Origin of the sequence: uncultured Sulfitobacter sp., assembly GCF_947502895.1 — a bacterium.
Taxonomy (GTDB): Bacteria; Pseudomonadota; Alphaproteobacteria; order Rhodobacterales; family Rhodobacteraceae; genus Sulfitobacter.
The window spans coordinates 146,339-172,993 of sequence record NZ_CANNBM010000005.1 but is presented as its reverse complement, the minus strand read 5'-3'; the positions used below and the strand labels follow the sequence as shown (position 1 = coordinate 172,993).

At 54.2% G+C, this 26,655-nt stretch carries 1 protein-coding gene; it reads left to right on the top strand.

Annotation, left to right across the window (positions count from 1 at the left end; translation table 11 throughout):
• Nucleotides 1-112 precede the first annotated feature (112 nt).
• Entirely contained in the window at nucleotides 113-26,629 is a 26,517-nt protein-coding gene (locus Q0903_RS17315) for a tandem-95 repeat protein (RefSeq protein ID WP_299417405.1), read from the top strand.
• Nucleotides 26,630-26,655 lie beyond the last annotated feature (26 nt).

The following is a 26,655-nucleotide window of genomic DNA, read 5'->3' as shown; positions in this document are numbered from 1 at the left end:
CTGCGTGAGAACATCCGTTGTGCTGCTGGTCCGCAGACGGTGTTGAATACTGCCGGCCCGATAGCCGGATGTGATTTTGAGAAGACCGCCAGAACGGCGGGGGGGATCTGTGATGTCGTTTAATTTTGACCGGAATAGTGGCGCGTTGACGTCACAGTTGGGCGGACCACAAACCGGGTTTCAGGCACATCACAAAATCCCGGTGGAGGCTGTAGGCGTTGCAAGTATTCGTTCGGCGATAACCGAAGGATATGGCGCAAACGACAAGAGCTTTGATGTTGATGATTCAACAAATGGTATTTTCCTGTCCTCCGACCAATTGACCGCGGCCAATCTGGGCATGGCGATGCACCGTGGTTATGATGGCGTGCACGCCGAATATAACAGGTTCTTCGTCGATTTGATGACGCGGATCGGTGATGAATATGCAGCGTTTGATGCGCTCTGGCGTACCGGTGCAGGGAACGGCGGGCGCATTGCCCAAAGCGAAATGGAAAACATCAGTGCGCTGGAAGAAAAACTCCAGAAAAGTGCCGGCGATGCCCTGTACACATTGATCGAGTCGAAGGTCAAAAAGACAACTGAAGCATTTCTGACGACAGACCTGTCTCGTGACGGGCATCTGTTTCTGAACGCAAATGATATGGCGCTGCGTGAAGCGTTTGTTTACGACAACGTGCCGGTTGACAGTGAAGATTTTGACCGCGATGCGCTGCTTGACCCGCTACATAATGTAACAGATGCCGAGCGTGCTGCGATCCGTGCCTATTATGCGCAGTCAGTTGAGCCCAGTGAAGATGATATCGCCGGTAATGTGAACATGAAGGGCAACTACTTTACGCCTGAACATGTTGAAATGACCAATATTTCGGGCGGTACGGGTGACGGAAAGCTGGTGCTAGCCTCGTTCTCGCTGCGCCAGTTGCGCGAAGCGGCGAAAGATTTCTCCGAGCAGGTTCAGGGCCAGAATGGGCCAACATATCTTGCGGCTTCGGGGCTTGCGTTTGTGTCTGCGCTGCAGGTTGCAATGGATGTTGTGGGCTCTGAAGCAGGCTTGTCTGAAGGCGCTGTTCGCGCTTTGCTGGATGCTTCTATTCAGGATCAGGCTGGTAATCTCTCTCTCAGCGATTTGGAAGCGGCAGCGACGGACGCAATTACAGATGCGGGTGGCCTAGCAGATGTTCTGATCAAACTGGTTAACCCAAGCGAAACCTATGCTGCGACGATGTTCGAGATCGTCGGTAGTATCGATTTCGTACGCTCCGCCGTTGAGTTGGCTTGGTACGCCTATGACGGCTCCGCCAGTGGATCGCCGGTGGTTGCGGAAGTTGACGATCTGCTGGTCCGTGCTGGTAAATGGGCCAAGTGGTTTGGCGACGAAATGCTGGAGGTCGAGACCCAGTCAGAAGATGACACTGACAATGATACGCTATCGGTGCGCAACTTTTTCGACCTCGCAGAAGGTCTAGAGCCTGTCGTTGACAAAATCAAAGAACTGTCTGAATCCGTAGGCCAGACGCCAGAACAAATCCTGAAGTCTGACACCACTTTTGATGGTGTAATGTTTGTTCCAGCGGATTTGGATACCAGTGACGGTGTCAGCCTGCGGGTTCTGGAATACCTCAAAGGTGTTCAGGAAGTCCGCGAAGAGTTTACGGGCAACGAACAAGACGGCTTTGCTCCATTAGGTGGTGACTTTGCTGTGTTTGGCACGGCGAACGAAGATGTATTGCAGGGCGGTTACGATGATGACGCGCTGGTTGGTAACGCAGGCAATGACCTGATGTTTGTCAGCCCGGGTGCTGATTTTATGATCGGTGGCGCGCATGATAGCTCGGATGCGGGTGATGTTGTCTCTTATCTGCTTAGCGACATTCAATACATTGACGAAGACGGCAATGAGCAGGGCACAGAGCTTGAGCGGCTCACGCTGACGCTTGGTTCTGCCACTCAGCACATTCGGGCTGAAAAGGCGATAGGTGCCGGTAATGTTTCAACCGACCGGATGTCGGGGATTGAGACTATCATCCTTTCGGACAACGAAAACGAGATTAAGCTAAAGGATGAATCCAAGCAGTTTTTGACGACTCTTTGGGCGCTTGACGGGCGCGAAATGTCGGATGCGCCGCATTTGCCGGGTGACGCCGCCGCCACATCGGGTGGCAATCAGGACCGCAAACCTGTCGAGATCAAGGTGGAAGGCTCTGATGGTGTTCGCGCGATCAGCACTGATGGCACCAACGGATATCTGACGGAAACGCTTTTTGATGATGCGCCGAAACGGTCTGACTTCAACGGGATTTATGCGGCGGAAACCCTCGCACTGGCCTACCGCTTTGCCAGCGAATTGCCGAAACCAAGCGGCGCCGAGGAAGAGATTTCATCTGCCGAAGGCAAACCGTTTGTTCATCTCAAAAATATCGAAGCCAGCATCACAGGCTCGGATGCGGATGAGGTGTTTTGGTCAGTAGGTGAAAGCGCGCGTAAACTGCTGGGTAAAGACGGCGACGATGTTTTGATGTTGGGTGACACGCGGACCCAAGGTCAGATTTCCCAAGATGGAGGCGAAGGATCAACTGCGCAGGGCGGTGATGGCGACGATGTGATCGTTGTTTACGGTCACGAGGTCGAAGCCTTTGGCGGCGATGGCGATGATGTTGTTGTTGGCCTGTCCTTCGGGAACAGCGCAAAGGAGCGTGTCCTTAACGGTGGGGACGGTGATGATACCGTGCAGGCATGGTACGGTGAAGAAGCGATCACTGTGGGCGGCAAGGGCCGTGACTGGATCTACAACAACAGCATTGACGGCAAAATCTACGGTGACACCTATAACGGCAGCGGCAACAGTGCGGGCCTTGCGGGTCGCGAAAACGCAGATAACATCTGGTTCTCGCCTAATGTCACGGTGTTCGATCCGGGTGATAACGACATCCTCAATTACTGGGGTCTGCCGTTGGTCGGCGGCGCGCAGGACATGCCGTTTGGTCCTTTGCATTTCTTGTTGGATGCTGTTGTGCCGGTCTCTGGTTTGGCAACATTTACGTCACCTGTGTACCATGACTACTTCCTGCCGTTTATTGATTACCAACGGATGGGCGACGAATTCTATGTGACCAACCAGTTTGTCACTTTTTATGGCCGCGACAACGGTGCGTCATGGGGCGATCAGGCCCCTTCGACCATCGGCTCGATGCGGTTTCTCAACTTTGATTTTGACACCGTAAGGTGGAGTGCGGGTTTCCGTAAAGACGGTAAAACCGCGATTAAAAACGCGACCAATGCGATCAAGCTGGTGCTTGGCGTGCTGGAAGATTTCGTGCCCGATACCGATGGTGACATGGGGATGAAGTTCAAATCATCCAACCCGCTGTTGGATATCTACGCCTGGATTCCGGGATTTCCCGGAGGGCGGAACCGTATTCTGCCGCTCAAGGAAAAAATCAACACGCTGTTGGGTGCGACCGTTATCTATATCAAGCGTCTGGGCTGGGACGAAGGGCTTGACCCGCTTGTGCTGGACCTTGACGGTGATGGTCTTGAAACCCTGCTGATGGGTGAGGTGAACGTCTCGTTCGATTTTGACGGCGACTACTTCGCCGAGCGGACAGGTTGGCTGGGCGGTGATGATGGCTTCCTCGTGCATGACCGCGATGGGGACGGTAAAATCTTTGATGTCTCCGAAATGTTTGGTGGCGTGGGTGCCTCTGGCTTTGCGGAACTGGCCGAGTTTGATGAAAACGGTGACGGGGTTATCACCGCGGCTGATGCGATCTTTGCAGAGCTTCAGGTTTGGCGAGATATCAACAGTGATGGCATCACCGATGAGGGAGAGTTGTTCAGTCTCGATGAGTTGGGCATCACCTCTATTGATGTTTCGGGCGAGGACATGGGCGATTTCGTCATGCCTACGGGCACGCGGTTGCTGCGCGAAGGGTCTTTCGAATATGACGATGGGCGCATCGAGAAAGTCTATGATGCTATATTTGACGTAAGTCAGACATTCACATCGTTTCGTGGCGAAATCGGTGTGGTTGAAGCCCCACAGATCGAAAGCCGTGGATACGGTAATCTGGTGAACCTTCAGGTTGCGATGGCCAACGACCTTGAACTGGCCGACCTTGCCGAGGCAGCCTCGCAGGCGATGACCGTGCCGGACATGCGAAGCCTGCGCGCCCAAGCTGGCGAAACACTGGGCCAGTGGTCTTTTGTGCAAAGCGATACGTACGAGTTGACCCCGATCCGCCTGAGCGAAGCGACAGGTGAGGGCACAGTTCTGGACCGCGCAACATGGGTCGAAGACGCGCTTGGCGGCTATTGGACACTGAACAGCGGTGATCCTGTGCTGGACGGCAACGGCGTGGAAATCGAACGGCCGGTGATGGCCGACATTCTTGCGCAGGGGGATGACTGGCAACTGGCGCAGACATTCTCGCCCGCCAGCCGCGCAGCGCCGTTGGAGGCGCGCGCAGAGCTGCCTTATCTCGTACAAATCGCCGATGGCCGCGCCACGGTTCTGGACTATGCTGAACAGGCGCCCGATGGTTCATGGATATTGGCCAGTGGCAATCCCGTTTTGGACGCAGAAGGTGCGGCCATTGTACAGCCGACACTAGAGGATTTGTTTGCCAGCGATCTGCCTGCAGGTCAGGTATGGCGTCAGGAGTCATTGGGCCATAACCCGTTGTCCGATCTGCCTGTCGCCGAGATTGGCGTGAGAAGTGTTGACGGCGTTGTTGTCGATTACACCGTTGAAATGACGGATGAGGATGGCAGCTTTTACGTTTGGGCGCGCAACCTTGATCGCGCGCTTGAGTTACAGGCAAAATACGGCACTGCCCAAGAGTTTAACCTGCGAAACTACGAAGTCGATTTTGAGACCCTGGACGAGGTTAATTCGACCGATGACAGTGAGAACCGTGTCGAGATTTTGACACCAGGCCAGTTCAACTTTGCTATGTTGTTTTCTGGCTTTGAATTCCAGCCCATCATGCTCAGTGCAGGGATTGATAGCGCCACAGGTGTGATCACCTACGCCGTTAGCCCTGACGAGCTGCCCGATGCCGATCTGAGCGACGGCTATACTTCTGGTATTAACCGCGTGATTGATCTGCTGGACGAGATCGTACCGCAGTACATTATTTCGGCCAATGCGTTTGCCGTGCGTATGGCGTTTCAGGGTGGTCTGTCGGAATATGGTGCTTCGCTGGAATATGACACCGAAGGCGATATTTTCCGCCCTGCGACTGACCGTGAACTGACACCGTTTTTTGAGGCAGTCCTCAATACGATGCCAACCGAATACGATGCAGCCATAGACTATCTTTATAGCTGGAGCGAGATTCTGGCGCAGGTTGTACCGGACTATCAGCCTGACGGGAGTGGTAATGACGGTGGCGTGGGTATCCGCGTTGACAAAGCGTTCATGGTGCAAAACCTCATTCCCGCGATCGAAGCGAACCCCGGGCCGCTTGATCTTCGCAGCGCACTCTATGCTTTGCAGCTGGAAGAAGACCGCCTGCGCGATCATGACGAGACAGCCACCGAAGTCTATGGCAGTTCACAATCAGACTACATGTACATGACCGCAGGCGATCAGCTGTATGTGGGTGGTGATGGTACCGATCATTATTTTGCGGGCGGCCAGACGGGTATAGACTCGATCATCGACTATGATGATGGTGATAAGGATGATCTGCGCCTGACAGGTCTTACCCCCGATGATGTAACACTGTCACGTGACGGCGAAGATTTGGTGATCCATTTCAATGATCGCCCCGATGACGAATTGCGCGTTGTGGATCACTTCCTTGGTGAGTTGAATCCGCTGCTGAAAAGTGGCCGTCGCGATAGCGGCATACATATGATCGCTTTCGGGGATGGCACGGTGTTTGACCGTTTCAAGATTGCCATGGAAGTTAGTCAGGAACTGGACAGCAATGATGTTATCATTGGCTCAGGGTCGGGCGATGTGCTGCGCGGCGGCAAGGGCAATGATGTCATGCGCGGCGGGGCAGGCGGCGACTATTACTTCTTTGGCCTTGGTGATGGTCAGGATGTCATCGGGGAAGCAACCGATTTTGAGAACACAGCCGCACAGGCCGCGATTGGTCCCCTGACAGGCGGTCTTGATTTCTTGTTCTTCAAAAAGGGCATCGATGTTGGCAACATGCGCTTTGTGCGCGAAGGGGCATCCGACGACCTGCTGATTCAGATATTGGACGTCGATGACCAGCTGACGGGCGATAGCGTAGAGATCCAAGACCTCTTCTTTGGCATCCGGAATCCGATCCCCGGTTTCTTGGGGGAGTTTGACGCCTCACTGGAGTTCGAGTTTGTCTCGCCCTTCATGATCGAACGCTTTGTGTTCGAAAATGGCGCGTCATTGGACATTGAACAGGTAATGTCGCTGGTTCTACGGGACGCACGTACGGCCGATGATGATGTTATCTATGGCTTCATCAATGACAACCGCATCGATGGTGGTGCGGGTGATGATTACCTTTCAGGGCTTGAAGGGTCTGATACGTATGTATTCGGCCGAGGTTATGGTGAAGACCTGATCCGCGACGATGATACCAGCATTAAGCTGGAGTTGTTTGCCCCCGCGAGTACTGACCGTGTGCTGTTCCGCGATGATCTGCGCTGGAATGACTTTGACTACGTCCGTGATGGCTCAACAGACACAATCCGGATGAACATCAGTGGTACCGAAGACGGTATCGTGATGAGTGACTTTCTGCGCGCGATACCGCTGGTAGGATATGTTAACCGGATCGAAGAATTTGAATTTGCCGATGGGACGGTCTGGAGCTGGTACAAACTTCTCCAGCACTATGTCACCACGGCAAAAACAGATGGTGACGATGTTATCTACGGTTTCAACATTGCCGATAGTATTGATGGTGGTGCTGGTAATGACACGCTGGTGGGTCAGGGCGGTGGAGACCTTTATGTATTCGAACCGCTCAACGGGTCCGATACGATCTATGACACTGGCGGTTATGACCGTGTCGAGCTGCGCAATATCTCGGTCGAGGATGTCACTTTCGGGCGCACGGCACTTGATCTGATCATTACGCTGGACAGCACTGGCGAAACCCTTTTCCTGGAAAACCAGTATGTGCGCGAGGGTCGTCAGGCCTTTGCTGTTGAAGAGTTCGTCTTTGCTGATCGGGTAATGGTGTTTACCGATCTTAACCCTGAAGATATCGATCTTGTTGGCACATCGGCAAGCGAGCAGATTGATGGCTCCAACTTCTCGGAAAAACTGGATGGTCGCGCGGGTGATGATACGTTGGTTGGCCGCGATGGTGGCGACACTTATGTGTTTGATGCGGGCTATGGGAATGATGTGATCATCGACGTGCGCGAGGCCGCGCATTGGCAAGACAACCGTCATGTACCCCAAACAATTGAGGACACAGTCGAGTTTGGCGGCGACATCACCCGCGACAACATTGAATTTACCAAGTCGGGCGATGACTTGGTCATCACGATTGCAGGGCGCAGCGATACACTTCGGATCCGCGATCAATTCGCTAATACCAAATCAGGTGTCGAGCGGTTCAAGTTCTACGACCAGAGCACGCTAACCATCCGTGAAGTTGAACAAATTTTGCAGATTGAGGGTGGCAACCGCGGCGACAACATCATTCAGGGCATCTACGATCAGGAAAATGTGCTGGACGGTCGTCAGGGCGATGACGAGCTGATTGGCGGCATCAGGGCCGACAGTTACTCTTTTGGCGTGGAATACGATCTCGACCGTATTCAGGAACGTTTGGATGATCCTGCTGTGTTGGACCGTATCGTTTTCGGTGCAACAGTTGACCCGGAAGCGTTGATCCTGCGCCGCTCGGGTGATGATCTGATCATCGACCTTGGTGATGGCACTGACGTGCTGACCATCGTGAACGGGCTTGGGAATACGTCCGTCGAGTTGTTCCAGTTTGCCGGCAATATCGAGTGGACACTGGAAGAACTACGCGACCGTATGTTGATCGGCACAGAGGCTGACGACCAGCTGATCGGCTTCGAGAACCGTGCGGATGATCTGTCTGGTGGCGAAGGCTCTGACGCGATGGAAGGGCGGACAGGGGATGATACCTACCGCTTTGGCTATGGCGACGGTGCGGATAGCGCCCGTGATACTGGCGGGATAGACAAGATTGTCTTTGGCGCGGGCATTGGCCTGGGTGATGTGACGTTCAGCCGTCTGGTGGACGATCTGATTGTCACGCTGAATCTGACAGGGGAGACCTTGGTGGTACTGCAAGGTGCCTCGTCGGACGAGAATGATTGGATCGAGAGTTTCGAATTCGAAAACGGCGATGTTCTGAGCCTGTTTGAGGCGCGCAGCCTTGTGCTGCAAGCGCAGACAAACATCGGTATGGACGTGCTGGATGGAACCGACGTGGCTGCGGCCTACACCTTTTTGCCCGGCCCTGGCTTTGACGCTGTCATTATGGGCAAAGACACCCGCATGGTGTTCAACCAAGGGGACGGCATCGATCGTATCACTCCGCCTGATGAGGTAGGTGAGGCCGAGATCGTCTTTGGAGATTTGGCTTCGTCGGAAGCCGAAGTACGTGTGACCAGCGTTGATGGCACTGACCTGACAATCGGCTTCCCCGAAAGCGGTGATCAGATCATCATTACGGGTGGTCGCACTGCCGACATTCTGCCTGTTCTGCGCTTTAGCGACGAAGTCGTCTGGGAACGTGCTGATATTCTGGCGGCATTGATCGAAACCCAGCAGACCGATGGAGATGATGTCGTTTTTGGAACCGTTCTGGATGACGTGATAACAGGCGGGCGTGGCAACGACGATATCTTTGGTGGCGATGGTGATGACACATTCGTCTTCCAGCGCGGCGATGGCCGCGATGTAATTGCCGACACAGACGGCACTGATACGCTCAGGATCAAAGGTTATCTGCCGTCCGAAATGGTGGTGAGCCTGCCTGTGTCCAGTGGTAGCACCCGCACGTGGGATGCCGATGCGCGGACCGAGCTGGTCCTGACCTTTATCGGCACGGATGACGAGATTGTTCTACGCTATGACTCCCAACTGCACGGGGTGGATTCCGTTGTATTTGGCGATGGCACAGTACTCAACCGTGACACGATGTTGGCGCAAGCCTTGGGGCAGGGCACACCCTTTGACGACGAAATCCTTGGCACGGATGCGGATGAGACGATCTACGGTGGTCAGGGCGACGACACCCTGCAAGGAGACGGCGGCACAGATATCTACATCATCCGCCGCGGAGAAGGCCGTGATGTTATCGACGAAAGCGGCTTTACGTATGACAATAACCGCTTGGTTCTGCCCGATCACGTGCCGGACGAAGTGCGCGTTATCAAACCTGCCTTCCTTGCGAGCAATGATGTTATTCTTGATCTGGGCGGCGGCCAGCAAGTTGTGTTGGAAGACGGATTGCATGACGGGTTCTACTCAACAGCGAGAGTGAACTTCATCCAGTTTGCCGATGGCACAGTCTGGGAACGCCGTCACCTCGAGAGCCGCTTGAACGAAGGCTACACAGTTGCGGACCCTGTATTGGTAACAGGCACTTCCAGCAGTGAGGAAATTGCAACTACCTCGGCGTCGGAATTCCTAGAAGGCGGTGATGGCTCTGACGTTTATGTCATTGCAATTGGTGGTGGTCAGGATCGTATCGAGGACCGCAAAAACTATGAGACAAATGCGATCCGTTTTGAAGGGCGCGACCTTGCTGATGCGCAGTTCAATATTTCAGATCTGGAGGCCGAAGACCTTCTGATTACGTTCCCTGGCACCGATGACCGTGTCTGGATCGAAAACGCGTTCTACACCTCCAGCTTCAACCCCGGGCGCTACGGCCAGCCTGTTCAGCGGTTCGAATTCGAAGATACAACCATCAGCATCACTGAGGTTGTCGCACAAATGTTGGGCGCACAGCAGACTGCGGGTGACGATTTGATCCGCGCTTCTGGGGCCACCGAGACGATTAATGCCGGTCTGGGTGACGATACCATTGGTGGCGATCTGGATGACGATACAATCATATTTGCCCGCGGTGACGGGCAAGATGTGATTTTGCAAAATGAAAGCTACAGCTCCGCGACGCTTGAGCTAAGCGGCTATACGCCGGACGAAGTGACTGTGACCCGCGATGTTTATTCGCAGCAGGGTTTCATTCTTACGTTTGACGGTACTGACGACCGGATCGAAATGCGCGGTGATGGCCGGACAGGTCGGGCTGATGTATTCGAAGTCGTGTTTGACGACGGCGCAGGTACAGTGTGGACCCGTTCTGATCTGGACGCGCGCGCTGTCTCTACCCAGACAACTGCGGCGGGCAATGCGCCAACTGCCGGCAACGACACGCTGCTGGGGCAGGGGTGGGCCGATACGTTCGAGGGCGGTGAGGGCGATGATGTTATCGTGCCCGACCAGAACTATGGTGATGGTGACAGCGAGACAGTGATCTTCCGCCGTGGCGACGGGCAGGATCTTATCTCGATGGGTGATCTGTTCTATCCTGACAGCACGCTTGAGATACAGCTGCCTGATCTGGCGGCCGAAGATATTCGCATCGTTCAAAGCCCCGTATCGCGTTATACAGGCGATATTGCGATTGAGGTGATTGGCACCGACGATCGCATTTGGATCAAACAAGGCGAAAACCGGATCTACTCCATTCAGTTTGAGGATGGATCGTATTGGTACGATTCCGATGTGCGTGACGCGACCATTCCGTTTGAATGGTCCACCACAGAACCTTCATTTCTCGAAATTGCGGATGATGCCGAAACTGTCGTGCTACCCGATGGCGACCAGTGGGTTGTCTTTAGCGGCTCCAACACGCCTGGGACGCAGGCGATACGTCTTGAAGTGCCTGCAACAAATGCAGGCCATGACGTTATCGATATGTATGATGAGCCAGGTTATAGCCATCAGGGCACCATGGATATCGTCCTGACTGGTGTGGATCTGGCGGATGTTACACCATGGTTGTTGACCGATGTGTCTTCCTTTGGTGATGACGAAAAGATGCTGGTGCTGGAATGGGGTGATCCCGATGCAAGCCTTGCCATTCTCTACGCTGCCAGTGATCCAAGCCAGACCCAGATTGACGGGTTTGAATTTGATGGCGGCGCCACGCTGTCCCTGAATGATATGGTCGCGCAGGCTGTTGCATCCGAAACTGCCGATCAACGCAGCTTCATTGCGAGTTTTGATTTTGAACGTGGTGTGGAATCGGGCCGCTATGTGGTGGATTCTGATCCTGATTATGTTGTCGACGGCGGCGACCCTGGTGGACCCGACGGTCCGGGTGGTCCGATTCTGGATGGTCCTGACGGTCCATTCCTTGACGGACCAGGTGATGATCGCCCGATTGGAGATGATCCATTTGGTGACGATGATAGCCCCATAGGGTCGCAGGTGCTAAGTGCGCAGCTGACCCTGACAGGTGTTGTGCAGTCTGAACTAAGTGCATTCATGCGCAACGAGCATGTTGTTTTGGAGATCGCCGCGCGGGAGCCTGATGGCTCTGATGCAGCGCAGATATGGCTTGGATCTATTGACGAGGTTGGCGGTGCCGAACTCACGCTCGCTGATAGTGGCACCGTCCTGACAGGTGGTATGCTGCTCAGTCTGCTGCCATTTACAGCGGCGACCGCAGGCGATGATGTCGTTGAGCGCGGCTTTGGCTTTGACGAACCGATTACGATGGAAGGGTTGGAAGGGAACGATACCCTGCTGTCCCAAAGTGCAGATACGACGTTCATCTACACGCGTGGCGATGGTGACGATTTGATCACCGCACCGCTTTCCAATGATGACATTGCGCTTGCCACTATCGCGCTGGAGGGTGTTACCCCTGACGCAGTTACTGTTTCGGTACAAGACAGTGATATTCTGATCCGCATTGCACCGAGTATGGTTGATGCGGGCGACGGCGGCACGATCCGCTTCCTTGACGGGATGGGGGCCACTGATTTTGGCGGCACCACAGGGCCGCGACTTGCGTCGATCACTTTTGACGATTCAACCGTCTGGGGCAGTGCGGAGCTTGCCCCGTTCTTCGGAATTGCAGGGGCAACATCGGGCAATGATGTCATTGAAGACCCAAGTACCGCTGGTGTTTACGAGATGCTGGAAGGTGATGACGTCATCATCACTTCGGGCCATGAAGACACCTATATCTATAACAATGGTGACGGCCATGATGTGATCGTAGAAAGCGGTCAGGATGGTGCGGGCGATGTGTTGGAGTTCGCCGATCTGAATGTGGATGACGTGCGTCTTGTGGTTGAAGGAAATGATGTCTTCCTGATGATCGACGAAAACCCTGTAAGTGGTGCGATTGAAGGCAGTATTCGCATCGTGAACGGGCTGACGACTTCTTATTATGGCAACAACACGATCGAGCGTTTTGTATTTGCTGACGATAGCGAACGCAGCTTGGAGCAGATGCTTGCTGCGGCTGTAGATGCGACGCAGACAGCGGGCGATGACCGTGTAATTGGCACACCGCTTAGCGATACACTGGAAGGCGGTGCCGGTAACGATACGGTAATCGGCAGCAATAGTGTTGATCTATACGTTTGGCAGCACGGGGATGGCGACGACTTCATCATGGATAACGGTGCAAGCGCGCCAATCCTTGATGGCGGAGGCGGGGGCGGCGATTTCCCTGGCAATGTGGACAACGTCGATCTGCTGAATTCAGGCACTCCCTATACGGGTCAGGCACCTGCGGGTGACAGGCTGCATCTGGTTGGCGTGACAAATGAACAAGTTACATTCGGTCTGAGCGTCGAAGGCTTGGTTATTACGATAGCCGAAAGCGTTGAAGGCGCCGGAGATGGAGGCCGCATTGTTGTTGCGGGCATGTTTACAGGGCGTGATGGTAGTTACGCCGCCAGCACCCCTGCAGGCGTAGACGAGGTTCTGATAGGCGACAGCGTTGTGCTGGATGAAGTAGCAATCAAAGCGCGCATTCTTGCGGCACAGATCACCAGCGGAGATGATCTGCTGAATGGCAGTGATGGCGCCGATACTATGATTGGCGGCGGCGGCGACGATGTGTTGTCGGGTGGCGAAGGATCTGACCTTTATCTTTGGGCGCGTGGTGACGGGAACGACATCATTCAAGACGATTCTGGCGGCTCTTCCGAAATGAACGTGCTACGTTTGCAAGGAGTTGATCCAGCAGATGTTACCCTCAAGCCCGGCTTCGAGTTCAGCCTCGAAATTGTCATTGCCGACAGCGCAGATGGCGCAGGTGACGGTGGACGGATTTCGGCGCTACGCACGCTGAACCCCAGCAGCTATAGCTATGACGGTTTGCAGCGGATCGAATTTGACAATGGCGCGACTTGGGAACGGTCGGAGTTTGTGAACATCGCTGCTACTGCGGGTACGCAGGCGAGCTATGGCGACGATCGCCTGACCGGAACGCTCAACGCGGATACCATTGAAGGTCTGGAAGGCGATGACCGTCTGCTGGGCAATGATGGGTCGGATCTATACGTTTACACCCGTGGTGACGGCTCTGACATCATTGTCGATGATGAGGACGTGGCCAACACGATTGAAATCTCAGGTTACACCATCGCTGATCTGCGCTTTGATCGTCGTGGCGTAGAAGGGCCGGATCTGATTATCAGGCTGGCTGATGTGGGCGACCAGATCATTGTGACCGATGCACTGGGCGAGGGTGTTACCGCGCTCTCGACAGTGACGCTGACCGATGATGGTACTGTTTTCGACATTGCGCAAATTCGCGCGGCACTTGTGGCTGGTCAGGCGACTGATGGCGCTGATGTAATCATTGGTACAACCGCTGCTGATACAATTCAGGGCGGAGCAGGCACTGATCTGCTGTCTGGTCTTGAGGGCAACGATCTTTATGTCTTTACCCAAGGTGACGGCGATGACCGGATTGTCGACACCGGAGGTGACGACGACGATATACTGCAACTGGTTGGCCTGAATGTAGCTGATCTGGCCTTTGCCTTGCGTGCAGGTGCCGACAGCAACGATTTGGCGTTGGTATTTACCGAAGGTCGTGATCGTATCATTCTCGAAGGGGCGCTCGCTCCAGAGCCGGAATATGCCTACTTGGGTGGACCTGATGGCGTCGACCGCATCGTCTTTGACGACGGGACCGAGTGGGACCGCACGGAAATGCGCGTTCAAGTGCTTGAGAATGCGCAGACGGTGAATGGCGAAGCGCTATTGGGTTTTGATACCGAAGATATCTTTACCGGTAGCGAAGGCGCGGATACTCTAGAAGGCCTGCTGGGTTCGGACACCTATATCGTGTCTCGGGGACATGGTGCGGATCGTATAATCGAAGCGCCGGATGCGAATATCCACACCGACCGCATCGAGTTCCCTGATTTTGTTTCCAGTGAAGTTTCGGTGGAGCGTGTATTCAAGGGCAGCGACAGCTTGCGCCTGACGTTTGCATCGTCACCTGATGACAGCGTGATAATTCTTAATGCGCTGGCTGGTGGCGGCGCAGGTGTCGAAGAGTTGGTGTTCTCGGACAATGTCGTCTGGACAGTTCAAACCATGATTGATCTGTTGGACAACAATGTGCCTGTTGCGCAATCAGATGGCTATTTCACTGTGACCGAAGGTGAGCCTTTGGTGCTGAATGCAGCTACTCTTCTCAACAACGACTTTGACGCAGACAATGACACGCTTTCGATTATCGCAGTCGACGGCGGGCCGAATGGTTTTGCCGAAATTGATGCGCAAGGCAATGTCGTATTTACCCCTACGGCGGGCTATTATGGCCCTGCCCAGATGCAATATACGCTGTCGGATGGTCGGAACGGACAGGCTACGGCCGCAGTTGATCTGCGGATCAGACCGCAGGCCGAGGCATTGGACGATACAGGTCTTGAGTTGGACGAGGATACGTTCCTGACGATCCCCGTAGCGCGTTTGCTGTCTAATGACGTCGACGGTGATCGCATGATCGTGGCGCAGGTGCATAGCCCTGAGAACGGCACCGTGAACCTAAGCAGTGCTGGGGAAGTGACCTTTACGCCACTGGACAATTATACAGGGCCTGCGCGATTTATCTATGTTGCCAATACCCCCGAAGGCGGGATTGCCGAAGCACAGGTTTCGCTGACAGTCCGGCCCGTGAACGATGCACCAACCGCACGTACGGATTCTGGTTATGGCACGCTTGAAAACCAGCCCTTCCTGATCACGACAGCGTCGTTGTTGCGCAACGATTTTGATATTGATGGCGATCAGATTGAGCTGATCTCGGTAGAAGGTTCCGCCGATCTTGCGGTATCTCTCACCGATGACGGGTATGTGCAGGTTACGCCAACGACCTATTTCTATGGCAGTGCTTCGTTTAGCTATACCATTGCAGACCCTGATGGTGCGACCAGCACGTCAACTGCATTCGTCTATGTCGAGCCTGTAAATAACGCACCTGTGCTGGAGAACGATGCGGTCACCCAGACCGAGGACATGCCACTTATCATTAACGTGGATACGCTTCTGGAGAATGACTTTGATCCGGATGGCGATCCGCTTACGGTCGTCGATATACGCCCATTGGGTAATAGTTATTACGCACGCTTTGAATTGCTGGATAATGACACGATCCTCTACACCCCGCGTGAGAATTTCGATGGCACTACGGGCTTCAGCTATATTGTCGAAGACGGACAAGGCAGCCGGACATCTGCAAACGTCACAGTGCAGATGGAAGCGGTCAATGACGCCCCTGTCGCAAACAATGATAATTACCTGACCAATCTGGCCCTCTTGGGGACAGAAGATACGGTCATGTTGATCTCTCCGATTACGCTGCTGCAAAACGACTATGACGTCGAAGGTCTGGCAATCAAGTTTGAAAATGTCTCGGAATCTGACGATGGCACCGTCGAACTTCTGGAAAATGGCAGCATCCGCTACACCCCAAAACAGGATTTCTGGGGTCTGACCTCCTTTAACTACCTTATCTCTGATCCCGAAGGGGCTGTTGCCGATGCGCGCGCATGGCTCTATTTCGAGAACGTGGATGATGCCCCTCCAGTGGGCAACAATGATGTTATCGACGTCTATGAAGATACAGTCATCATTATCCCGCAAGAAGTTCTGCTGGGCAATGACACCGATATCGACCGTGATGAGCTAAGCATCATCAGCGCTCGGTTCCCCAACACGCTTGAGCAATTCGTTCTTGGTGAGTTTACCGGCACACTAGAGCGTGACGATGTCACGGGTGATTTCCATTACACGCCTGCACTGAATGAGACTGAAGAGTCCGGCTTTTACTACACAGTAACAGACGGTATTCTGGGCAGCGACGAAGCCTTTGTTGATATCAACATCATTCCTGTGAATGACCAACCCACTGCAGTGGACGACTCTGGTTTCTCCAGCCCGCTGGATGTGCCATTGGTTGTGCGCATCTCTGATTTGCTGATCAACGATTTTGATGTGGACGAAGAGCCTGTTCTGTTTGCTGGCTTGGGCGAAACAAGCGTGGGCACCGCCAGCATACGGGGCGAGTTTATCGTTGTAGAGGTGCCTGACGGATACACTGGCCCCATCACAATCGAATACCGCGTCCGCGACGCCGATGGCTTGGAAGATCCCGCAGAAGTGTCGGGCTTTATCAATAGTGCCTATGGTCTGATCCTGAACGGTACATCGCTGCCTGATCTGTTGATCGGCAACGATCTGGGCGAAACCTTTACCTCATTCGAGGGCAAGGACACCATCGAAGCGCGTGGTGGCGATGATCTGATTTACGGCAGCAGCGGTGCAGACGCTATTGATGGCGGTGCCGGCAACGACACAGTCAGTTTTGAGCAAAGCAACACAGGGGTCCGCGTTGATTTAATCAGTCGTTTGACACAGGGCGGTGACGCAGAAGGTGATGTTATCGACAACGTCGAAGCGATTATCGGCTCTGACTGGGGCGATACACTGTTTGGGTCTGATGCCGCAGACCTGCTGCAAGGTGGTGCTGGCCGTGATGGCATCGACGGGCGCGGCGGCGCTGACACGCTGGAGGGGGATGCGGGCGATGACATCCTGACCGGCGGTGCAGGCGGCGATCTGATTGATGGCGGGACGGGCAGCGATACGGCGGACTACTTCTTGTCAGACGAAGGTGTCACAATCTCGTTGACAGACGCTACAGCCAGCGGTGGTGACGCGGCTGGTGACACGTTGGTTGCGGTTGAAAACCTGTCAGGCTCTGATCATGCAGATGATTTGACTGGCGATAACACGGGCAATTTGCTGTCGGGTCGCCGCGGTGATGATCTGTTGGACGGTTTGGCGGGTAACGACACGCTGATTGGCGGCCGTGGTGCAGACACAATGCGTGGTGGAGACGGCATTGATATTGCTTCCTATACGCTGTCCAGCGAAGGTGTGGTCATCGATATGGCCGATACGTCCGCAAGCGGTGGCGAGGCGACGGGCGATGTCTTCGAGAGCATCGAAATCATTCAAGGCTCGTTCCACGCAGATACCATCCTTGGTGATGATCAAGACAACATCCTGCGCGGTGGTCTGGGCGGTGATGTTCTGGATGGGCGTGGGGGCTATGATATCGCCGACTATAGCGATGCCGAAGAAGGGATCGCGCTGAACCTGACAACCGGCTTTGGTGGTGCGGGGGATGCATTGGGCGATCAGTTGTCCAACATCGAAGAAGTGCGCGGCTCTCTCTACAATGACACTATCATCGGTACTGACGGCGCAGAGACCTTTGATGGTAACTGGGGTGACGACAGCATGACGGGTGGTGGTGGCTCTGACGCATACCGCTTTGGATATGACAGTGGCACCGATGTTGTAATCGAGAGCGGTGACGGCACCGAGACCGACCGCGTGCTGCTGGATGCAGATATCTTCCCCAAAGACCTTTCTGTGATCCGCGAGGGCGACGATTTGTTGCTGGAGCTTGAGCGTGACGAGGGCTTCCTGATCGATACGCTGCGGATCGTTGACCATTTCTTGGATGCTGCTTCGGGGATCGAAGAAGTCGTCTTTGCTGACGGTACAGTCTGGGATCGCGATCAGATTGATGCCCTACAACGTCTGGGCCGATTTAACGCAGCTGATGATATCTACCGACTTGCAATCGAAGACATCGAGGCACTTATCAACCCTGCCGATCTGATTGAAAATGACGTCGAACTCTCGGCGGATGGCATTGAATTGATCGATGTGGATAATGCGATCGACGGAACTGTCGAGATCAATGAGGACGGTCTGATCAGCTTTATCGGTGACGCCAATTTCAACGGCGATGCCTTCTTTGACTATACTGTCCGCGATGCCTTTGGCCGCGAATCCAGCGCACGGGTTGAGGTAAACGTCCTTCCTGTAAACGATGCCCCCGAGGGTGTAGATGATGGCCCGTTCACAGCCATCGAAGACACACCTTGGCGCATTGGCCTGAGCGATCTGTTGGCGAATGACATCGATGTTGATGGCGATAATCTGTCGATTGTCGATGTGCTGCCGCTGTTCGATACGGAAGGGGAACCGATTGATCTCTATGAGGGGAGCCTTTTCTCGCTCCCATATGAGCTTGATGCCTCTAACGCGCGGGCTTGGCTCAGTGATGGTATCTCGGTCTTCTCCGAACCGGGTGGTTTCTTTATTCAGCTTGATCTTCGTCCTGATCACAACGGGCCTGCTGGCTTTACCTATGTCTTGGCAGACCCAGACGGATTGACCTCTACCGGACAGGTCTTGCTTGATGTGACAGCTGTGAATGATGCTCCGCGCAGTGGGACCGACGAAGAAACAATCCGTCTTGGTCTGACTGAGTCTTTGAACATCGCCGATCTGATGAGCAATGACTACGATATTGAGGGCGACGACTTCTCCTTCAACGGTCTGGGAGAAGCGCTGAATGGTACAATGGAGTTTGACGCCGATACGGGCATCATCCAGTTCACGCCAGATGCGCTTGGTGCTGCGGGTTTCACCTATGGTTTGCGCGATGAATTCGGTGCGGAATCCACCATTACAGTCGAACTGTCTGTGATCCCGATCAACGACGCGCCTGTTGCGCGCAACGATGGTCCGTTCGAGACAAACGAAAACGAAGTGCTGATCCTTGATCCGGCAACGCTGCTGGCCAATGATACAGACAATACCGACCCGCTTGATGATATCATCAGCATCTCCGGTTTGGATTTGTTTGCCGAAAATGGCCGCGTGCGTTTTGACGAAGACGGCATGATCGCCTTCACCCCACGCACCGACTACAACGGTGATGCAGGGTTCCAGTATCAGATCACGGATGGCAACGGTGGGTACGATACGGCGTATGTTTCTGTTTCGATCCTGCCCTCAAACAAAGCGCCGATTATTCGTGACGATCTGGCCTTCGGTAATGAGGATGAGGTCATCACGGTCATTCCGGGTGAGATTTTCGGCAACGATCTTGACCCCGAAGGCGACGTTCTGTTCCTTGACAGTGTCGAAGTACTCGGCGTGGTCACAAACCAACTGACAAACCGTGCTCCGTTCGAAGCCGATTATGGTGTGAAGGCAAATGCCTTTGGTGCGGATGTGACTGTTACAGCGGCTCTTTCATCGGGTGATCCCTTGCCTGATGGTCTGGTCTTTGATGTCAGCACGCTCAGCCTGCAGGGGACACGTACAGATGGTGATACTTCTGATATCGCGTTGTCTGTTACGTTTGCCTCGGACACCGCAAGCTACGTACATGACGTTACGATTGACGGTTCTGCCGATCTAACAGCGGGTATCTCGGTCGCGCCGGAAATGGCTGTCTTTGACATCACCAACGGTGCCTTCACCATGGCGTCAGGTAACGGGCGACGTTTGCCACTGTGGCTCGAATTTGACCCTGAAACACTCACCCTTACGCAGTCAGAGCCTGCGCCGATCATTGATATTGATCCAATCAAGCTTGAGTTGCGCTTTGATCCTATCGAGAGCCTTTTGGGCGAAGACCAACGCCACTTTGGGCGCGATGGCTTCACAATCGAAGTCTGGATTGATCCACAAGCACCCGATCTGGCAGCGGTAAATGATTTGTTCGCTAATGACGCGTTCTTTGCTGAACAGGGGCTATACGCCTTGCCCATCGCAGCCGATACGACACTGGCAGCCAGCAAGGAAAGTGGTGCTGATCTGCCAGAGTGGCTCAGCTTCGATGCCGAAACGATGACCTTTGCCGGTACGCCCCCCGAGGTGTTTGTTGGCACGCCGCCAGTGCGGATCGAAGCCACAGGCGGCGCGGTTGAGTTCGATCTGATCACCGAATTGCAGATCGACGAAATTGTGACATTCGAAGACGCCGGTGATTTCTCTGTCAGCAATGGTGATGACAGGTTTGAACTGCGCACGCCCGAAGATTTCTTCGGTCATGTCCTCGTCCGCTACACCGCAGAAGATGAAAAAGGGAAAGTTTCAGAGCAAGATGCACTGGTTGTTGTCGAAGTGCGCGACATGCCTGAAGCACCCGAAGCTGTGGATGATACTTACAACATGATCGAAGATGGTCAGCTGATCATCCCGATCGCTGATTTGCTGGCAAATGATTTTGATACAGATGGCGATGCAATCCGCCTTATCGGGATGCGCACAGGTCTGGTGATTGAAATGGGCCGTGGCGCAATCCGTCTGATTGATGCGGTAGACAGCGATACGGATACTGACGCCGGCGTTGACACTGTGGCCGATATGGGCGGGACCGATACAGGGGCTCCGACTGGGGCGCAAAGCGGTTGGGCTTACGTGCCTTTGGGTGGAGATGGTGAAGACGGTTATGGCTTTAGCCTCAGCCAAGGGTTTACAACTCATGACACCAACGTCTGCTGTCCTTGCACCGATTGCGCGCGACAGGTTGAAGAGCTGCAAAACGCGCTTGAATCAGGCGAACTTCAAGGTGCGGGCACGTTTGAGGATCTTGATGGCTTGGCCGTGTTCATCGACACAGAATACTGGCGCAGCAACGATCGTTTCTACAACGTCACCGAAGGCGGATATGAGCCGAAGGAAGGCGTTATCACGTATAATGTCAGCGGTTTTGAGGGAGACGAAGACGGCCTGACAGCAGAGCGCGCCGAACTGGTCCGCGAAGCCTTCAAGCTCTACGAAGCAACACTGGGCATTGTATTCGAAGAAACCACCAACCCCGATACGGCTGTTGCCGATATTGTATTCGGAGACAATGAAAGCGGCGCTTACGCGAGTTCGGTTGTGGGCTTTGGTGGTGAAATCCGCCATTCATTCATTAATGTTGCCGAGGATTGGCAGGGCGGGGCGTCTGGCTATCAGACCTACACCCTCCAGACCATTTTGCACGAGATTGGACACACGCTTGGCCTTGGTCACCAAGGCCCTTACAATGGCACAGCCACATTCGGAAGCAGCGAAGCCTTCCAGAACGACAGTTGGCAGACGACAATGATGTCGTATTTCAGCCAAGCAGAGAACTTCCAAGTCGCGGCAGACTTTGCGCTGCTCCAGACACCGATGGTTGTCGACTGGATGGCGCTGGATGCGATCTATGGCTCTCAAGGCTTTGGCGTCTCAGGGGCCTTCACCGAAGACACAACTTGGGGCTTTAACACCACAGTTACCTCCGACGTGAGCGACATTTGGGCGAACTGGTCTGACTATGCCGATCAAACTGCCTCAACTCTGGTGGATGGTGGCGGCATCGATACGCTTGATCTTTCAGGATATGACAACAGCGGGCGCATTGATTTGCGGGCTTCCGATCCATCAGCCCTGGCGCCATCTTTCTCCAATATCGGGGGGCGCTATGGCAACCTGACGATGGCGGTGGGCACTGTAATCGAAAACGCCACGGGCGGCGGCGGTCACGAAGTGTTCTTTGGCAATGCCGCTGATAACATTCTGATCGGCAATGCGGGTCAGGACACATTCTATGACAGCGAAGGTGCCGATACCTACATTGGTGGCATCGACACCGATCTGGTGCTGTTCGATGGCGCTATGGCCGACTATACATTCGAGCTGTTTGAAGGTGGCCTGCAGGTCATTGGTGATGCTGTTGACTGGGTGTCCGATACCGTTGACTTCTTGGGCTTCCTTGACCGCACGTTGAGCTGGCGCAGCTTGGTAGACGAAGTCTTGCCTGGTGTTCTGGCACCAGACACAACTCCGGCTACTCCCGCACCAGATGCGCCATCGGGCGTCTACGCGGATGAATTGCCGCAATTGGCTGACGCAATCTATACTGCGCAGTTGTCAGATGGCACCGATCTGCCATTCTGGCTGCGGATAGACCGTGACACAGGCGAATTCATTGGCGAAGTGCCTTTCAACGTGAAAACGCAATTGTCGATCGATGTCACCGTTGCGAACGCTACAGAAACCCATAGCCAGACCATCGCGATTGAGGCAGACGGGAACGAAGGCGCAAATATCATCATCACACCGTCCGAAGGGCGTAACGGCACGATGACGTTCGACTATATCATCACCGATGATGCTCAAGGTCTTGGTACCGCGCAACTGATCGTTGAGATCGAAGCTGTTAACGACCCGCCGAAAGCGGTCACGGACAACGTCGATGCCTATGAGGATTCAACGCTGATTTTGACGCCAGCAGACCTGCTGGCAAATGATACGGACGTAGATGACGACCCGCTCACGCTTGTCTCTGTTGGCGATGCGGAAAATGGCACCGTCGAATTGGTTGATGGCGAAATCCGGTTCACCCCAACGCCGAATTTCTCTGGCTCGGCCTCGTTCACCTACGTCGTCAGTGATGGAACAGACGGTGTAGACGTAGGTCGCGTGAACGTAAGCGTTATTTCTACCAACCTTGCACCGCTGGCGGTGACGGATGTGTTCCAGACAGATGAGGATCAGCCAGTCACCTTCAACATCGACACGTTGATTGCCAATGACAGTGATCCTGATGGTGATCCATTCACCTTCGTGCGTCTGGATACGGCTGTAACGGGCGGCCGCCTGTTCACGTTGCCCGACAACATGTACCAATTCGTCCCTGACGAAAACTTCTATGGCGATGCCACAGCGACGTACCGCATCACCGACGGGCGGCTTAGCACAACCGGTACGATTACGTTTGAAGTGGCGCCGATTAACGACGGTCCATTGCTCAACGCGGATGCCACAATTGTTTCGGTCGAGGATGACGAGATCGTTATCGATATGGCGGAGTTCCTGCTCAACGATGTAGATGTCGAAGGCGATGCCTTTAGTCTGACTTCGCTGGGTGATGAAGTGAACGGTACAGTTACACTGGACGGCACAGTCGCCACGTTTACTCCACGTGCCGATTACTTCGGGAATGCTGGCTTTTACTATACCGTCACCGACGAACGCGGCGCCTCTTCCGAAGGCTTTGTTGCGATAACGCTTAACCCTGAAAACGATCTGCCTTTTGCTGTCGACGACCTGGGCTTCACCATGGATGAAGACACGACGCTTGAGATCGATCCAGCGGTGCTGTTGGCCAATGATGTCGATAATGACGGCGATGCTTTGACTGTTTTGGGTGTCTTTGACGGACGCGGGGACGTATTGGAGCAAGCCGAGAACGGCAACTATCTGTTTACCCCGCGCGCAGATGCGTTCGGTATTGCTTGGCTTGATTATCAAATCTCGGACGGGGTTGGCGTGCCTGTAACAGGCAGCCTGCGCATCGAGGTTTTGAACACACCAGATGATCCACGTCCGAACGATGATAGCATTGATGGTGTCGAAGATGAGCCGCTCTCAATCTTGATTTCCGACTTGCTACGCAATGGCTACGATCCGGATTACAGCGGAATGGCTTTTGTAAGCATCTCGGGCGAGACAGGTTTGACTGTTGGGAACGATGGTGCTGGTACGCTGACCATCACTCCGAATGAAAACTTCAACGGGATTGGCTCTTTCGAATATACTGTCGAAAACGGGGGTGGTGCCTTTGGGACCGCCCGTGTGGAAATTGATTTCGAGCCGATCAATGATACGCCATTCATCCCCGAAATCTTCTTGCAGGGTCTCGAGGATGGCGTGTTCAATGCAACACTTGATATAGATGACTTCCCGGATCCTGATGGCGATATCGTTACGATCGATGTGCGCGCAGTTGACGGTGGTGCACTGCCTGACTGGCTAACATTCAATCCGCTCACACTGACTTTTGCAGGTCAGCCACCCGCAGAGTTTAATGGTGATGTTGTTCTGGAAATAGTTGTTCGCGATACCAACTCCGAAACGGTCAGCCCCATTACACTCAGCTTTGCTGCAGTGAATGATGCGCCTGTGATCGCGCCAATTGCAGCCATTCAAGGGACCGAAGACACCGCCCTGTCAGCCCAGCTTGATGCAACCGCCTTCACTGATGTGGATGATGATACGCTGACAATCTCGGTGCGCTTGGCCAGTGGCGATCCACTGCCTGAATGGCTGATGTTTGATCCGCAAACGCTTGAGCTGTCAGGCACGCCACCGCTGAACTACAGTGGCGATATGACTCTGGAGGTTGTGGCATCGGACGGCATTGAGCAGACAGCGCGTCAGGTGACACTATCACTGGATGCGGTAAATGACGCGCCTGTAGCAGGTGATGATGTGTTCGATGCAGGCGATGCACTCAGCTTTACTGTACCGCTCGCACTTCTGCTCGAAAATGACACAGATGTTGAGAACGATCCAATCAGTGTCATTGACGTGACCAGCGCAGAAGGCGTTACAGCGTCGGTGGATGAAAGCGGCAATATCGTGATTACGCGGGATGCTGATCTCGAGGGCCGCATTACGCTTACCCTTACAGTGAGCGACGGATCTGAGACGGCAACAGCCGAATTGCATCTGGATATGGTGGCCCCGAATGATGCCCCACAGATTGACGAAATCGATCCACTTGTTGGCACCGAGGATACCGCCTTCAACCTCAGCATTGATCCTACTCTTGTCAGCGATCCTGATGACGATCCATTGACACTTACGGTCACGCGTACAGGTGGAATTGCCTTGCCTGACTGGTTGTCTTTTGACGCCGAAACTTTGGCACTCACAGGCCTGCCACCTCAGGACTTCAACGGGCGGATCGAACTGGAGATCACTGCATCGGACGGTGTACATGAGACTGTCCGCAGCTTTGATCTGGTCATTGATCCGGTCAATGATATCCCTGTGTTGCAGGCACCGCTGTCCGATCGCAGCGCAGTCGAGGATGAGGCGTTTAGCATCATGCTACAGCAAGGCATCTATGAAGATGTCGATGGCGACACTCTTGGCTTTGCCCTGACCCAAGCGGACGGAAGTGCTTTGCCCGACTGGATTGGCTTTGATCCTGCAACGCTCACTATTTTTGGTACGCCGCCTGCTAACTACTTTGGTAGCACCCAATTGCGGTTGGTCGTATCAGATGGTGCATCCGAGATTTCTGACGACTTCGCGCTTGTGGTCCAAGGTACGCCTGATGCTCCCGTTGTGGCCAACCCTGTTGACCAGATCACGATTGATGATTTGGGCGCACCATTGGTCAGCAATGCAGTCTTCTCCGCGTCGCTGCCTGAAGGGGTATTCGATGATCCTGACGGTGATGCCCTCAGCGTAAGCGCGACGCTTGCGGATGGGAGCGCGTTGCCAAGCTGGCTGGCCTTTAGCGGCAGCAGCTTCACAGGCAAAGCGCCGCTTGAAACATTTGGCACTTTCAATATCGAACTTACAGCGACAGATGGCACTTCATCCGTAACCGAAACATTCGCACTCGTGTTCGAACGTGGGGATCAAGCAGCCGTAGTCGCAGGTGACGATAGCTTTGAAATCAAAGTGACCGAAACTCTGGAAATCAATCAGGCTGCCCTGACCACCAACGATACCTCTGATGAGGGCACGACATTGGAAATCACCGGTGTAGGTGACGCTGCAAATGGTACCGCAACGCTAGAGAACGGTGTAGTGACCTACATTGCAGATTTCGATCACAGCGGTTTGGACCAGTTCACCTACACCGTGACTGATGGCAACACGACAGCCGAAGCAACGGTATCTGTCACTGTAAAGAACCGCTACGACGTTGAAGAAGGCAGCGATAGTTCCGATGCCCTCTTTGGCGGCACCGGTCGTGACCTTCTGGCCGGTGGCAGCGGACAGGATAATCTGTTTGGCGGGCGCGGTATGGATGCGCTTTACGGTGGTGAAGGGCGTGACAACCTGTTCGGCGGACGCGGCAGTGATCTGTTGTCGGGTGGTGCAGGTAATGACCAACTGTTCGGCGGTCTGGCAAACGATACCCTGCTGGGTGGCGACGGCAACGACTGGCTGCATGCAGGCAGCGGCAAAGACGTACTGAACGGCGGGGCTGGTAACGACCGGCTCTTTGGTGGCAACGGTCAGGATACGTTCCGCTTTGGCGACGGTGACGGATCGGATGTGATCTATAACTTTGCACCAAACCGGACCACACGCCGAGGCGAGATTGCCGGCGATAGAATGGAGATTGGTGTAGACGGGATCGACGATTACAGCGCGTTGATGGATGCTGCGTCCCAGACCACGGGTGGTGTGCTCTTTGACTTTGGCGGTGGGAACGAAATGTTCCTTTCGGGTACACGTCTTGCATCGCTGGACGAGGATCAGTTTACCTTCTATTGATCCGTAACCTCGCACAGGAACCGCCC

What these genes read in the sequence shown, in the direction of transcription:
- Q0903_RS17315 (WP_299417405.1), top strand. Translation starts at nt 113, where the DNA reads ATGTCGTTTAATTTTGACCGGAATAGTGGCGCGTTGACGTCACAGTTG.